The sequence below is a fragment of the Streptomyces sp. NPDC102514 genome, assembly GCF_055584525.1.
Window position 1 is genome coordinate 180,285 of the sequence record NZ_JBVJLW010000004.1, and the last position, 13,662, is coordinate 193,946.

General features: G+C 71.2%; 9 protein-coding genes. 3 read left to right on the forward strand and 6 right to left on the reverse strand.

Features of this window, described 5'->3' with window-relative positions:
- Positions 1–65 precede the first annotated feature (65 nt).
- The 3 genes from ACZ60E_RS12200 (at position 66) to ACZ60E_RS12210 (ending at position 2,815) form a co-directional block, all read left to right on the forward strand.
- Entirely contained in the window at positions 66–668 is a 603-nt protein-coding gene (locus ACZ60E_RS12200) for an RNA 2'-phosphotransferase (protein WP_469440453.1), read from the forward strand.
- A gap of 72 nt (positions 669–740) precedes the next feature.
- Positions 741–1,652: an LLM class flavin-dependent oxidoreductase gene (locus tag ACZ60E_RS12205; RefSeq protein ID WP_469439887.1), complete on the forward strand. Its 912-nt coding sequence runs from the start codon at positions 741–743 to the stop codon at positions 1,650–1,652.
- Positions 1,653–1,927: 275 nt separating this feature from the next.
- Positions 1,928–2,815, forward strand: a complete 888-nt coding sequence (locus ACZ60E_RS12210) for a Cof-type HAD-IIB family hydrolase (protein WP_385831636.1) — start codon at positions 1,928–1,930, stop codon at positions 2,813–2,815.
- 107 nt (positions 2,816–2,922) lie between these two features.
- Here the strand turns inward: ACZ60E_RS12210 and ACZ60E_RS12215 are convergent, their stop codons facing one another.
- From ACZ60E_RS12215 to hisC, 6 genes are all read right to left on the reverse strand, one after another.
- Positions 2,923–3,981, reverse strand: coding sequence for a M23 family metallopeptidase (locus tag ACZ60E_RS12215; protein ID WP_469439889.1), 1,059 nt, complete (start codon positions 3,979–3,981; stop codon positions 2,923–2,925).
- Between the two features lie 141 nt (positions 3,982–4,122).
- Entirely contained in the window at positions 4,123–5,748 is a 1,626-nt protein-coding gene (locus ACZ60E_RS12220; protein WP_469439891.1) for a sensor histidine kinase, read from the reverse strand.
- Positions 5,749–5,880: 132 nt separating this feature from the next.
- Complete coding sequence (gene cydD / locus ACZ60E_RS12225) at positions 5,881–9,378, reverse strand: thiol reductant ABC exporter subunit CydD (RefSeq protein ID WP_469439893.1); 3,498 nt, start codon at positions 9,376–9,378, stop codon at positions 5,881–5,883.
- A 101-nt stretch (positions 9,379–9,479) separates the two neighbouring features.
- The gene (cydB, locus tag ACZ60E_RS12230) at positions 9,480–10,484 is read right to left on the reverse strand and encodes a cytochrome d ubiquinol oxidase subunit II (protein ID WP_384807766.1); all 1,005 of its coding nucleotides are present in this window, start codon (positions 10,482–10,484) and stop codon (positions 9,480–9,482) included.
- Positions 10,485–10,504: 20 nt separating this feature from the next.
- The gene (locus tag ACZ60E_RS12235) at positions 10,505–12,010 is read right to left on the reverse strand and encodes a cytochrome ubiquinol oxidase subunit I (protein WP_384807768.1); all 1,506 of its coding nucleotides are present in this window, start codon (positions 12,008–12,010) and stop codon (positions 10,505–10,507) included.
- A 298-nt stretch (positions 12,011–12,308) separates the two neighbouring features.
- A complete protein-coding gene (hisC, locus tag ACZ60E_RS12240; protein ID WP_469439896.1) occupies positions 12,309–13,388 on the reverse strand; it encodes a histidinol-phosphate transaminase in 1,080 nt (359 codons plus the stop codon).
- Positions 13,389–13,662: the final 274 nt, after the last annotated feature.

Sequence of the window (13,662 nt, forward strand, 5' to 3'; positions counted from 1 at the left end):
CGGGCCAAAATCAAATGCGTGATCAGTGTCTCTCCAGGCACCCTGGCGGGATGAACGAGAGACCCATGAAGGAGAGGCGCACCGCGAGCGGGAGACGCACCGCGGACGAGAAGCGCACCGCGGACGAGAGGCGCACCGTGAAGGTGTCGAAGTACCTCTCGAAGCATCTGCGGCACCAGCCCGAGCGGATCGGGCTCACGCTCGACGACGCCGGCTGGGTCGAGATCGGCACGCTGATGGCCGCGGCGGCGGCGCACGGCTTCCCGTTCACCCGGGCCGAGCTGGACCACGTGGTGGCCGCCAACGACAAGCAGCGCTTCGCGATCGAGGGCACCCGGATCCGCGCCAGCCAGGGCCACTCCGTGGAGGTCGACCTCGGACTGCCACCGGCGACGCCGCCCGCGTACCTCTATCACGGCACCGTCGCCCGCAGCCTGGAGGCGATCCGCGCCGAGGGGCTGCGGCCCATGAACCGCCACGACGTGCACCTCTCGGCCGACCGCGAGACGGCGACCCGTGTCGGAGCCCGCCGAGGCCGCCCCGTCGTGCTCTCCGTGGACGCCGGCGCCATGAGCCGCGACGGGCATGTCTTCACGGTCAGCGCCAACGGCGTCTGGCTCACGGCCGCCGTCCCTCCGCGCTACCTGCGGTTTCCGGCCACGCTCTGAGGGGCCGCTGAGCGGGGTGGCCCGCGCCGGGCCGCTTCGGTGTGCCGTACGGCTGCGCTTAGGCTCTGCGGCATGAGTCTGCGCCTGAGCACCGTGATCCTGCCGTACCTCCGCTGGCACGAGGGAGGACGTTCCACCTGGCAGCGCGCCGAGCAGCTCGGGTTCCACACCGCTTTCACCTACGACCACCTGGCATGGCGGACGTTCCGCGAAGGCCCCTGGTACGGCGCCGTGCCGACCCTGACCGCCGCCGCGGGCGCCACCGACCGGCTGCGCCTCGGCACGCTCGTGACCTCCCCGAACTTCCGGCACCCGGTGGCCCTCGCCAAGGAACTGATCTCCCTCGACGACATCTCCGGTGGCCGGATCACACTGGGCATCGGCGCGGGCGGCTCCGGGTTCGACGCCACGACGCTGCTGCGCACCGGCGAGGAGCCATGGACGCCGCGCGAGCGCGCGGACCGCTTCGGCGAGTTCGTACCGCTGCTCGACCGGCTGCTCACCGAGGACACCGTGTCGTACGACGGCACGTTCTACTCGGCGCGTGACGCGTACAACATCCCCGGCTGTGTGCAGCGCCCCCGGCTGCCCTTCGCGGTGGCCGCCACCGGGCCCCGCGGGCTGAAGCTCGCCGCCGCGCACGGACAGGCGTGGGTGACCACCGGGGACCCGAAGCTCTTCGAGGCGGGCACGCCCGAGCAGTCGGTGGACGCCCTGCGGGGACAGCTGGAGAAGCTGGCCGCGGCGTGCGGGACGGTCGGGCGCGATGTGCGCGAGCTCGACAAGGTCCTGCTCACCGGCTTCACCCCGGACCGCGGACGCCCGCTGGAGTCCCTCGACGCGTTCGTCGACTTCGCGGGCCGCCACCTGGAGCTGGGCTTCACGGACATCGTGATCCACTGGCCCATCCCGGACTCCGACTTCGCGGCGGACGAGAAGGTCTTCGAGCAGATCGCGCTGGAAGCGGTCGCCCAGTTGGGCTGACGCCCCGTTGAAGGGCGGCGCCCGGCGGGGAGGGGCCGATGCCCCGTTGAAGGGCGGCGCCCAGCGGGGAGGGGCCGACGCCCGGTGCGCGACCGCGGGTCGTCCTGGGTTGCTCGCGCCGTTCCCCGCGCCCCTTCCGGGGCGCCCCCGCCCCGCGGCCTCCGCCCAGCCGCCCCCGCCCCGCCGCTCGCGGTCTGCGGCTTGCGGTGTGGAAAAGGGCAGGTGAGGGGTTACGTCACTCACATGTGCGGACCGCCGCACGCCCGTGCACGCATATGCGGGAGAATGGCGGAGTGACCTCAGCGACCCGACGGCCCGGGATTCCGGCCTCCCCCCTCCCGCCCCGCCTGATCGCCACGGACCTCGACGGCACCCTGCTCGGCGACGACAAGTCCGTCTCACCGCGCACGGTGGCCGCCCTGGCCGCCGCCGAGGCGGCCGGCATCGAGGTCTTCTTCGTGACCGGGCGCCCGGCCCGCTGGATGGACGTCGTAAGCGATCACGTCCACGGCCACGGCCTCGCCATCTGCGGAAACGGCGCCGCCGTGGTCGATCTGCACGGCGGCCCCGGCGCCCACCGCTTCGTCAAGGTGCGGGAACTGGCGCGGGAGAACGCCCTCGACGCCGTACGGCTGCTGCGCGACGCCGCTCCCGGCACCCTCTTCGCCATCGAGCAGACCTACGGCTTCTACCAGGAGCCCGCGTACCCGAAGCTGCACCTGGAGGCGCCCGACACCGTCGCGCCCGCCGAGAAACTTCTGGCGCCGGACGCCCCGGGTGCCGATGAACCGGTGCTCAAGATCCTCGCGTACCACCACGAGATCGCCCCGGACGACTTCCTCATGACCGCCCGGCTGGCCATCGGCGAGCGCGCCAACGTGACCCGGTCCAGCCCCAGCGCGCTGCTGGAGATCAGCGGTCCCGGCGTCTCGAAGGCCAGCACCCTCGCGCTGTGCTGCGCCGAGCGCGGCATCTCGCACGAGGAGGTCGTCGCCTTCGGTGACATGCCGAACGACGTGGAGATGCTCACCTGGGCGGGCACGTCGTACGCGATGGGCAACGCGCACCCCGATGTGATCGCCGCGGCGTCCGGACGCACGGCCGCCAACACCGAGGACGGCGTGGCCGTCGTGATCGAGCGGATACTCGCGGAGCGCCGGTAGGTACGGGTCGGCAGCCGGCCCGCCCCCACAGTCGGCCCGCTCCCGCCCCGCCCCCGCCCTCACCCCTACAGCTACAGCTACAGCTACAGCTACAGCTACAGCTACAGCTACAGCCGAACTCCCCGCTCGGCCAGCCACTCCCGCGGGTCGACTCCCGAGCCCGGCTGCGGGGTCAGGCGTACCTCGAAGTGCAGGTGCGGGCCCGTGGAGTTGCCGGTCGTGCCCGACTGGCCGACCCACTGCCCGGTGGACACCCGCTCCCCCTGGTCCACGGTGACGGCCGCCAGATGGGCGTACTGCGTGTAGTAGCCGCCCGCGTGCCGCACCACGACCTCCATGCCGAACGGGCCGCCGCACGACACCCTGACCACCCGCCCCCGGCCCACCGAACGCACCGGCGTGCCGATGTCCACCGCGAAGTCCTGCCCGGTGTGCCGGCTCGCCCAGCGTTCACCGCCGCTGCCGAACCCCGCGGAGAGTCCGTACGTCTCCACCGGCGGGATCCACGGCTGGGTGAAGGCCTCGTCCGGCTGGTGGAGCCGGACCGAGCCCCGGCACGCACCGGCGGCGGCCGAGGCGTCCGCCTGCCCCTGGAGCGTGCCCTGGGCCTCAGCCAGCTTCCGCTCGATGCCGCGCTTGATCCCGGCGAGTTCGTCGTTGCGCCGCTCCAGCACCTGCCGGGCGGAGGCCGCCTTCGACTCGTCGGCCGCGAGCCTGCGCTCGGCCCGGCGGCTCTTGGTGACGGCGTTGCCGACCGCCAGATCCGCCCGCCAGACCGCACGCTGACCGCGCATCAGTTCATCGGGGCTGTCCGCGAGCAGCAGCTGCGCGGTGTGCGGGAGCCCGCCGCCGGTGCGGTACTGGGCACGTGCGATGCGGCCGAGGTCCCCGTGCAGCACGGCGATGTCCCGCCGCTCCCGGTCGAGAAGCCGCTCCAGCCGCTCGGCCCGGCCCCGCTGTTCATCGGCCTCGCGGCGCCCCGCTTCGTACCGCCGCGTCGCCAGTGACGCCTCCTCGTACAGCCGCACGACCTCGGCACCGGCCCCGCCGGAGCTGTCGGAACCGTCGGCGTCCCCGGTGGCCGCCGTGGGTCCCGCCGCCAGGACGGCCAGCGCGCACGACAGCGCCGTGACGAGCAGGGGGCGGCGACGTCGACGTGAGCGCATGACATGGATCGTGTCGCGCGGGGACGGCTCCGGTCCTGTTCAAGTCGTACACCTGGGGGAGCGGCAGGCACGGATGGACCACTGCGCTGGGCCGAACAGGGGTCTCGCCGACGCCACTTCGGCGCGTCGCGCCGCCCGGATTCAGGACGGCGCCTCCCAGATCACCGACGTGCCGCCGCCGTCCTCCCCGGACCCGGGTCCGTACCAGCTGTCCCCGCCCAGCGACTCCGCGCGCCGTTTCAGGTTCTTCAGCCCGCTGCGCCGGCCTCCTTCGGGGATGCCGACACCGTCGTCCGTCACCGTCAGCCGTACGCCGGTCCGCTCGTCCGGAAGCCGTACGGTCGCGTCCACGGTGACGTCGATATGGGACGCTCCCGCGTGCCGGAAGGCGTTGGACAGGGCTTCGCGGAGGGCCGCGACGAGGTTCTTGGCCGTGAGTTCGCCGACCGCCGTGTCAACGGATCCGACGAAGCGGTGTGACGGCTTGAAGCCGAGCGGTACGGCGGCCATGTTGATCTCCCGCAGTACGCGCGTCCGCAGCCGGGTCGGAAACTCCGCCGGCCCCTGCTGGAGCGCGAAGATGGCCGTACGGATCTCCTGGATGGTGACGTCGAGTTCGTCGACCGCCTTGCCGACGCCCTTGCGCACCTCGGGCAGCACGGACCGCCGCTGGGCGCTCTCCAGCAGCATCCCCGTGGCGAACAGCCGCTGGATGACGAGATCGTGCAGGTCACGGGCGATCCGGTCACGGTCCTCGTAGACCGCGAGCTGTTCCCGGTCCCGCTGCGCCTCGGCCATCATCAGCGCGAGCGCGGCCTGGGAGGCGAACTGCGTCGCCAGGGTGCGTTCGGCATCCGTGAACGGGCGGGCGTCCGCCGCGCGGGCCATGACGAGGGTCCCCAGGACCCGGCCGCCGCTCCGGAGCGGAAGGAGCATCGTCGGTCCGTAACCCCGGGAGAGGTCGGAGAGCATCCGCGGGTCCGAGGCCGCGTCCTCGACGAACACGGCGTTCCCCGCGAGGATCTGGCCCGCCACCTCGTTCTCGGGCGGCACGACGAGGCCCAGTGCCCTCGACGGGTGCTCGGAGGCGACGGCGACGATCTCCAGGCCGCCCGCCGCCGCGGGCAGGAGTACGAGCCCGGCCATCGAGTCGGAGAGCCGGCGGGCCTGTTCGGCGACCACCTGGAGGGCTTCGTCGGCGTCTCCGCCGGAGAGCAGCGCGGTGGTGACGGCCACGGATCCGTCGATCCAGCGCTCACGCCGCTTGGCTGCCCCGTACAAGCGCGCGTTCCCCACCGCGATGCCCGCCTCGCGCGCCAGTACGCGCACCATGTCGAGGTCGTGCTCGCCGAACGGGCCCCCGTCGCGCTTCTCGGCGAGGTAGAAGGTGCCCAGGCTCTCGCCCTGTACGCGGACGGGTACGGCCAGGAAGCCGGATTCGGGCGAACGACAGGTCCCCCCGGTCGCTCCGGTCGCTCCGGTCGTCCGGGTCGTCCCGGTCTCCTCGTATCCGTCCGGCAGCCGCCCGACCCACCGGACCGCCTGTCCGCCGGTGTCCTCGCCCGCGTGCTCGGTGAGGCCGTCCCCGCACTCCGCCGTCAGCCCGACCGCCGCGTACCGCGCGTCCGCCAGTTCCGCCGCGGTCTCGCAGATCCGTTCCAGCGTGGACCGCAGCTGCAGCCCGCTTCCGACCGCCCGCATCGCTTCCAGCAGCCGCGGTACGTCGTCTGGGTTCGGGGCGCCACCGGGGCCCGGCTCGACTGACATGCACCGAGCCTAGTTAGTCCCATTTGCCAGGGAAAGTCGAACCCTGCCACGTGGTCCTGCGCACTCCCCTCGCCGCGCGAGGCCCGGCATCTCCCTCCTGTCCACCGCGCGAAGACCGGAACCTCCGTCCCGTCACCGCGCGAAGGCCGGCATGTCCGTCCGGCTCTCCCGCTCGGCCATCTCCCGCAACGGTCCCTCTGCCCGCACCAGCTCGTCGAACGTGCCCCGCTGCACCACGTGCCCCTCGGCCATGACGATCACCTCGTCCACCGCTTCGAGGCCCGCGAGCCGGTGAGTGATCATCAACGTCGTACGTCCCTCGGTCGCGGCCAGCAGATCGGCGGTGAGGGCGTCGGCGGTGGCCAGGTCGAGGTGCTCGGCGGGCTCGTCGAGCACCAGCACGGGGAAGTCCGCGAGCAACGCGCGCGCGAGCGCCAGCCGCTGCCGTTGTCCCCCGGACAACCGGGCCCCGTGTTCCCCGATCATCGTGTCGATCCCGTCGGGCAGGCCGTCGGCCCAATCGAGCAGCCGTACCCGGCCCAGCACGTCCCGCAGCGCGGTGTCCGTCGCGTCCTTCCGTGCGAGCAGCAGGTTCTCGCGCACCGAGCTGTCGAACAGGTGCGCGTCCTGTGCACAGAGCCCGACCAGTCGCCGCACGTCGTCGCCGTCCATGCCGGACGCGTCCACACCCCCCAGCGTGTACGTCCCGCCACGCGGGTCCAGGAAGCGCAGCAGTACCTGTGCCAGTGTCGTCTTGCCGGATCCGGACGGCCCGACGACGGCGGTGCGGCGGCCTCGTCCGAGCACCAGGTCCACCCCGGCGACCGCGTCCCGCCGCTGTCCCTCGTACCGGGCGGCCAGGCCCTTCACCACGACGGGGAACGGCGACTCGGGCGCCTTCGTCGGCCGCTCCGGTTCCCGTACGGGCTCGGGCGCGTCCAGGACCTCGTACACGCGCTCCGCGCTCTTGCGCACCCTCTGTCGGTACTGCGCGGCGAGCGGCAGCCCCATGACGGCCTCGAAGGCGGCCAGGGGGGTGAGGACGACGACGGCCGTCGCCACGCCGCTGAGGCGTCCGTCGACGACCGCCTGAGCGGCCACGAGCGCGGCGCCGGTGACGGTGAGGCCGGAGATCAGCGCGGTCAGTCCGTCGCCGAGCGCGGTGGCGGTGGCGGCGCGCGAGGTGATGCGGGTGAGTTCGGCGTCGGCCCGCCGCGCCTCGGCGGTACGCGCGGGCAGCGCGCCCGCGACGGTCAACTCGGCGGTTCCCGTGAGGAGATCGGCCACCCTGGTCGCCAGTACCCCGCGTGCCGGGGCCAGCCGGCGCTCGGCGCGGCGCGCGACGGCGGCGGTCACCAGCGGAACGCCCACGCCCGCGGCCAGCAGTCCGACGGCGAGCACCGCGCCCGCCTCGGGCAGCAGCCAGGCCGTGAACCCGACCGAACCGGCGGACACGACGGCCGCCGCGGCGGCGGGCAGCAGCCAGCGCAGCCAGTAGTCCTGGAGCGCGTCGACATCGCTGACGAGCCGCGAGAGCAGATCACCGCGCCGGGTGGTCCGCAGTCCCGCGGGCGCCAGCCGTTCGAGTCGCCGGTACACGGCGACCCTGGTGTCGGCGAGCATCCGCAGCACCGCCTCGTGCGACACCAGCCGCTCGGCGTACCGGAAGACGGCCCGCCCGATCCCGAAGGCCCGCGTGGCCGTCACGGCGACCATCAGATACAGCACGGGCGGCTGCTGCGAGGCCCTGGAGATCAGCCAGCCCGAGGTGGCCATGAGGCCGACGGCACTTCCGAGCGCGAGGCTGCCGAGCAGGAGGGCCAGCGCGAGCCGCCCCCGGCGCGGCCCGGCCATGGCCCGTACGCGCGCGAGCACGTCACCACGCCTCTCCGGGGACGCGTCCGCCTTGTCCTCGCCCGCCACGGGCGCCGGCGCCACCACGTCGGAGCGGTCCGGCCGCGTACCGCCGGGCTCCGCGACGGCCCGGTCCGATGAAGCCTCCGGTTCCAGGCGCACCACGCGGTCGGCCACGCCCAGCAGGGCCGGCCGGTGGACGACCAGCAGGACGGTCCGTCCGACGGCGAGGCGCCGGACCGCCTCCACGACCTCGCCCTCGGTCGCCCCGTCCAGCGAGGCCGTCGGCTCGTCGAGCAGCAGCACCGGCCGGTCCGCGAGGAACGCCCGCGCCAGGGCGAGCCGTTGACGCTGCCCGGCGGACAGCCCGGCACCGTCCTCACCCAGGAGCGTGCGCAGTCCGTCGGGGAGCGCGTCCACGAACTCCAGGGCCCCCGCGTCGGCCAGCGCCTCCCGCACCGCGGAGTCGTCCGCGTCCGGCCGCGCCAGCCGTACGTTCTCGGCGACGGACCCGGCGAACAGATGGGGCCGCTGCGGCACCCAGGCGATGTGTGAACGCCACTGCTCCGGGTCGGCGTCCGTCAGATCGACTCCCCCGACCTCGACCCGCCCCTCCGTGGGCCGGACGAACCCCAGCAGCACGTTCAGAAGAGTCGTCTTGCCGACGCCGCTGGGGCCGACGAGCGCCACCGTCTCGCCGGGCCGGACCGCGAAGGACACATCCGACACGGCGTCGGACGACCGCCCGGGGTAGCGGACCGTCACTCCGTCGAAGCGCAGGTCCCCGGAGGCGGGCGCGACACCGGTCCCGGGCTCCCGCACAGGCGTCTCCAGGACGGAGAAGATCTCCTCGGCGGCCGACAGCCCCTCCGCCGCCGCGTGGTACTGCGCCCCGACCTGGCGCAGCGGCAGATAGGCCTCGGGGGCGAGGATCAGCACGACCAGTCCGTCGTACAGCGCCATCTCGCCGTGGACGAGCCGCATACCGATGGTCACCGCGACCAGGGCGACCGAGATCGTGGCCAGCAGTTCCAGCGCGAAGGACGAGATGAAGGCGATCCGCAGGGTCCGCATGGTCGCCTGCCGGTACTCCCCGGTGATCCGCCGGATGGACTCGGCCTGCGCCTTGGCCCGTCCGAAGACCTTTAGCGTGGGCAGCCCCGCGACGACGTCCAGGAAGTGCCCCGAGAGCCGGGACAGCAGGTGCCACTGCCGGTCCATCTGGGACTGCGTGACCCAGCCGATGAGCATCATGAAGATCGGGATGAGAGGCAGCGTGCCGACGATGATCGCCGCCGACACCCAGTCCTCGGTGACGATCCGCGCGAGTACGGCGACGGGTACGACCACCGCGAGCCCCAACTGCGGCAGATAGCGCGAGAAGTAGTCGTCGAGGGCGTCCACCCCTCGGGTGGCGAGCGCGATCAGTGAGCCTGTCCGCTGCCCGCTCAGCCACTCCGGACCGAGCGCGCCGGCCCGTTCCAGCAACCGTCCGCGCAGCTCCGACTTGACCGCCGCGCTCGCCCGGTGCGCCGCGAGTTCGGTGAGCCAGGAGATGAGCGCGCGACCGACCGCGACGGCCGCCAACAGCAGCAGCGGCGTGCGGAGTTCGGTCGTCGACAGTCCGTGCTGGAACGCGCCGACCACCACTTCGGCGATGAGCATGGCCTGCGCGACGACCAGTCCCGCTCCCACAACTCCCAGCCCCACGACCGCCATCAGGAAGAGACGGGTGGCGCGGGCGTATCGAAGAAGTCGTGGGTCGATCGGTTTCACGTGAAACACACCCTTGGGTCAAGCCGGTGTGTTTCACGTGAAACACACCTTCTTCTCATGAGGCATGTTTCACGTGAAACATACCTCCGGATTCTTGGGCCTCAGTGCACGGCGTCGGCGATGTGCTGGGTACCGATCCGCTTGCGGAACACCCAGTACGTCCAGCCCTGGTAGAGCATGACCACCGGTGTCGCGATCACCGCACACCACGTCATGATCTTCAACGTGTACGGGCTCGACGAGGCGTTGGTGACCGTGAGGCTCCACTCGTCGTTCAGCGAGGACGGCATGACGTTCGGGAAGAGCGTCAGGAACAGCATCGTGACCGCGGCGACGATGGTGAGGCCCGACAGCCCGAAGGCCCAGCCCTCACGCCCCACCTGGTTCGCCCCGATCGCCGCGACCAGCGCGACCACCGCCACGACCAGCGCGACCAGACTCTTGCCGTCGCCGTTCTCGACCTGGGTCCAGAGCAGGAAGACCAGCGCGAGCACGGCCGTCACCACTCCGAGCCGCAGCGCCAGCTTCCGCGCCCGCTCCCGGATGTCACCGAGGGTCTTGAGCGCCGCGAACACCGCTCCGTGGAAGGTGAACAGCGTCAGCGTCACCAGCCCGCCCAGGACGGCGTACGGGTTGAGCAGGTCCCCGAGGCTGCCCACGTACTCGAAGTTCTGGTCGATCTTCACGCCCCGGACGATGTTGCCGAAGGCCACACCCCACAGGAACGCCGGGAGCAGCGAGGTCCAGAAGATCGCGTTCTCCCAGTTGCGCTGCCACTGCTCCTCGGGCCGCTTGGCCCGGTACTCGAAAGCGACTCCGCGCAGGATCAGGCAGACGAGGATGAGCAGCAGGGGCAGGTAGAAGCCGGAGAAGAGCGTGGCGTACCACTCGGGGAAAGCGGCGAAGGTCGCGCCTCCCGCCGAGAGCAGCCACACCTCGTTGCCGTCCCAGACCGGGCCGATGGTGTTGATCAGGACCCGCTTCTCGGTCCGGTCGCGGGCGAGCAGCTTGGTGAGGACGCCGATCCCGAAGTCGAAGCCCTCCAGGAAGAAGTAGCCGATCCACAGGACGGCGATGAGGACGAACCAGATGTCGTGAAGTTCCATGACTCAGCAGCTCCCTGGGCCTAGTACGAGAAGGCCATCGGCTTGTCGGCGTCCCGGGGGTCGCCGCCGATCTTCGTGGGCGGGTTGAGGTCGGCCTCGGTGAGCTCGGGCGGTCCGGCCTTGATGTACTTCGCGAGCAGCTTCACCTCGATGACGGCGAGGATCGCGTAGATCGTCGTCAGGACGGCCAGCGAAATGATCATCTCGGTCTGCGACACACCGGGGGAGACCGCGTCCCGGGTCTGCATGACGCCGTAGACGACCCAGGGCTGGCGGCCCATCTCGGTGAAGATCCAGCCCCACGAGTTGGCGATCAGCGGGAAAGCCATCGTCCAGACCGCGAGGAGCCAGTACAGCCGGGTGAGCCTGGACCCGAGCGGCTTCCTCAGCAGCACCAGATGCGGTACCTCGTCCTCCCCCGTCCGCCGGGCAGCCGGCAGCAGGAACCTCTTCCGGGTCAGCCACAGCCCCAGCAGGCCCAGCGAGAAGGACGCCATGCCGAAGCCGATCATCCAGCGGAAGCCCCAGTAGGCGACGGGGACGATGGGCTTGTAGTCGCCGGGGCCGAACTTCTCCTGCTCGGCCTTGTTGGTGTCGTTGATGCCGGGCACGTACGAGTCGAAGTCGCTGTGGGCGAGGAAGGACAGGAGCCCGGGGATCTCCAGGGCCACCGAGTTGTGCCCCTTGTCGACGTCCCCGTAGGCGAACACGGAGAAGGGTGCGGGTTCCTCGCCGTCCCACAGGGCCTCGGCGGCGGCCATCTTCATGGGCTGCTGCTCGTACATGACCTTGCCGAGGGTGTCTCCGCTGATCGCGGTGAGGAGGCCGCCGACGGCCATGGTGACCAGGCCGAGCCGGAGCGAGGTCCGCATCACCGGGATGTGCTTCTTGCGCATCAGGTGGAACGCGGCGATGCCCACCATGAAGGCGCCGCCCGTCAGGAAGGCCGCCGAGAAGCTGTGGAACACCTGGTTGAGCGCGGTGTTCTGGGTCAGGACCAGCCAGAAGTCGGTGAGTTCGGCGCGGCCCTTCTTCTCGTTGATGCGGTAGCCGACCGGGTGCTGCATCCAGGAGTTGGCCGCGAGGATGAAGTACGCGGAGAGCAGCGTGCCGATCGAGACCATCCAGATGCAGGCCAGGTGGATCTTCTTCGGCAGCTTGTCCCAGCCGAAGATCCAGAGCCCGATGAACGTGGACTCGAAGAAGAAGGCGATCAGGGCCTCGAAGGCGAGCGGGGCACCGAAGACGTCACCGACGAAGCGTGAGTAGTCGGACCAGTTCATACCGAACTGGAACTCCTGCACGATGCCCGTGACGACACCCATCGCGATGTTGATCAGGAAGAGCTTGCCCCAGAACTTGGTGGCTCTGAGGTACTTCTCCTTCTCCGTGCGCACCCAGGCGGTCTGCAGGCCCGCGGTGAGCGCGGCGAGCGAGATCGTGAGCGGGACGAAGAGGAAGTGGTAGACGGTGGTGATGCCGAACTGCCATCGCGCTATCGTCTCCGGCGCCAAAGCCAATTCCACGTCGTCAACTCCTTACGTCGCCGTGGTAACCGCGGCAGTTTGTCCCGCTTGCCCCAGACATCCAGGGAGCAAATGGGACGCGCTTGTGAACGCGTTCACATTCACAAGCAATTATGACCCATGCCTGTTCGAGCGGTGACAGGTGGGGGTGCCTTGCTGCGGACCCCGGCGCGTCTGGTACGAAACGCCAGGTCGGAGGCGCGCGAGGGCAAGGAACGAGACGAACGCCACAAGGCCCTGGCACCCCGCGAGCGCGGGGTGCCAGGGCCTTGGTCGACAGCCTGTGCCGGCGGTTCGGCTAGATCTCCTTGCGGAAGCTCTCCGCCGTCTTCAGGAAGATGTCGTTGCCCTCGGTCTCGCCCACCGTCACCCGGACACCCTCGCCCGCGAACGGCCGCACGACGACCCCGGCCTGCTCGCACACGGCGGCGAAGTCGACCGTGCGCTCGCCGAGCCGCAGCCACACGAAGTTCGCCTGGGTGTCCGGCACCGTCCAGCCCTGGCCGCGCAGCGTCTCGACCACCCGCGTGCGCTCGGAGACCAGCGAACCGACCCGCCCGAGCAGCTCGTCCTCGGCACGCAGCGAGGCGACCGCCGCGTCCTGCGCGAGCTGGCTCACGCCGAAGGGCACGGCCGTCTTGCGCAGCGCCGCCGCCACCGGCTCATGAGCGATCGCGAAGCCGACCCGCAGCCCGGCGAGACCGTACGCCTTGGAGAACGTGCGCAGCACGCACACGTTCGGCCGCTCCCGGTACAGCTCGACGCCGTCCGGCACGTCGGCATCGCGCACGAACTCCCGGTACGCCTCGTCGAGAACCACCAGGACGTCGGCCGGCACCCGGTCGAGGAATCGTTCCAGCTCGGCCCGGCGCACCACCGTGCCCGTGGGGTTGTTGGGGTTGCAGACGAAAATCAGCCGGGTCCGGTCGGTGATCGCGTCCGCCATCGCGTCGAGGTCGTGGACGTCCCCCGGCGTCAGCGGCACCTGGACCGGCGTCGCCCCGCTGACACGGGTGACGATCGGGTACGCCTCGAAGGACCGCCAGGCGTAGATCACCTCGTCGCCCGGCCCGGAGGTCGCCTGCACCAGCTGCTGGGCGACGCCGACCGAGCCGGTGCCGGTCGCCAGATGCGTCAGCGGCACCCCGAACCGGTCCGCCAGCTCGTTCATCAGCCCCGTGCACGCCATGTCGGGGTAGCGGTTGAAGGCCCCGGCCGCCGCGGTCACGCTCTCCAGCACGCCCGGCAGCGGCGGATAGGGGTTCTCGTTGGAGGACAGCTTGTACGCCACCGGACCGTCCGCGGCCGCGGGCCTGCCCGGCTTGTACGTGGGGATACCCTCCAGCTCGGCTCGCAGCTTCGGGCTCGTCTCGCTCACCGCAGTCCTCCTTGTGACCGTCTCCGGCTCATCACCACCACCGGCTACCAATACTGCTCACCTTAAGAGGATTCGGAGCCGCTGAGTACGGCCCGGGACCGACCTCCCGGCCGGCACCGAAGATCCGTGTGCGCACTCCCGGGCATCACCGCACGAAGGCGTACGAAAGAGGGGGCGCGCTGCCCGTCACAGCACGCGCCGGTGGCTCGCGCCGTGGCGCGCATCCCTCGTGAAGGTGAGTTGAGACCTCTTCGAGACATGGCCTCTTTGGCAG

Bases quoted from the DNA above. Each gene is read 5' to 3' on its own strand.
- ACZ60E_RS12200 (WP_469440453.1), top strand. From the start codon at position 66: ATGAAGGAGAGGCGCACCGCGAGCGGGAGACGCACCGCGGACGAGAAG.
- ACZ60E_RS12205 (WP_469439887.1), top strand. From the start codon at position 741: ATGAGTCTGCGCCTGAGCACCGTGATCCTGCCGTACCTCCGCTGGCAC.
- ACZ60E_RS12210 (WP_385831636.1), top strand. From the start codon at position 1,928: ATGCGGGAGAATGGCGGAGTGACCTCAGCGACCCGACGGCCCGGGATT.
- ACZ60E_RS12215 (WP_469439889.1), bottom strand. From the start codon at position 3,981: ATGCGCTCACGTCGACGTCGCCGCCCCCTGCTCGTCACGGCGCTGTCG.
- ACZ60E_RS12220 (WP_469439891.1), bottom strand. From the start codon at position 5,748: ATGTCAGTCGAGCCGGGCCCCGGTGGCGCCCCGAACCCAGACGACGTA.
- cydB (WP_384807766.1), bottom strand. From the start codon at position 10,484: ATGGAACTTCACGACATCTGGTTCGTCCTCATCGCCGTCCTGTGGATC.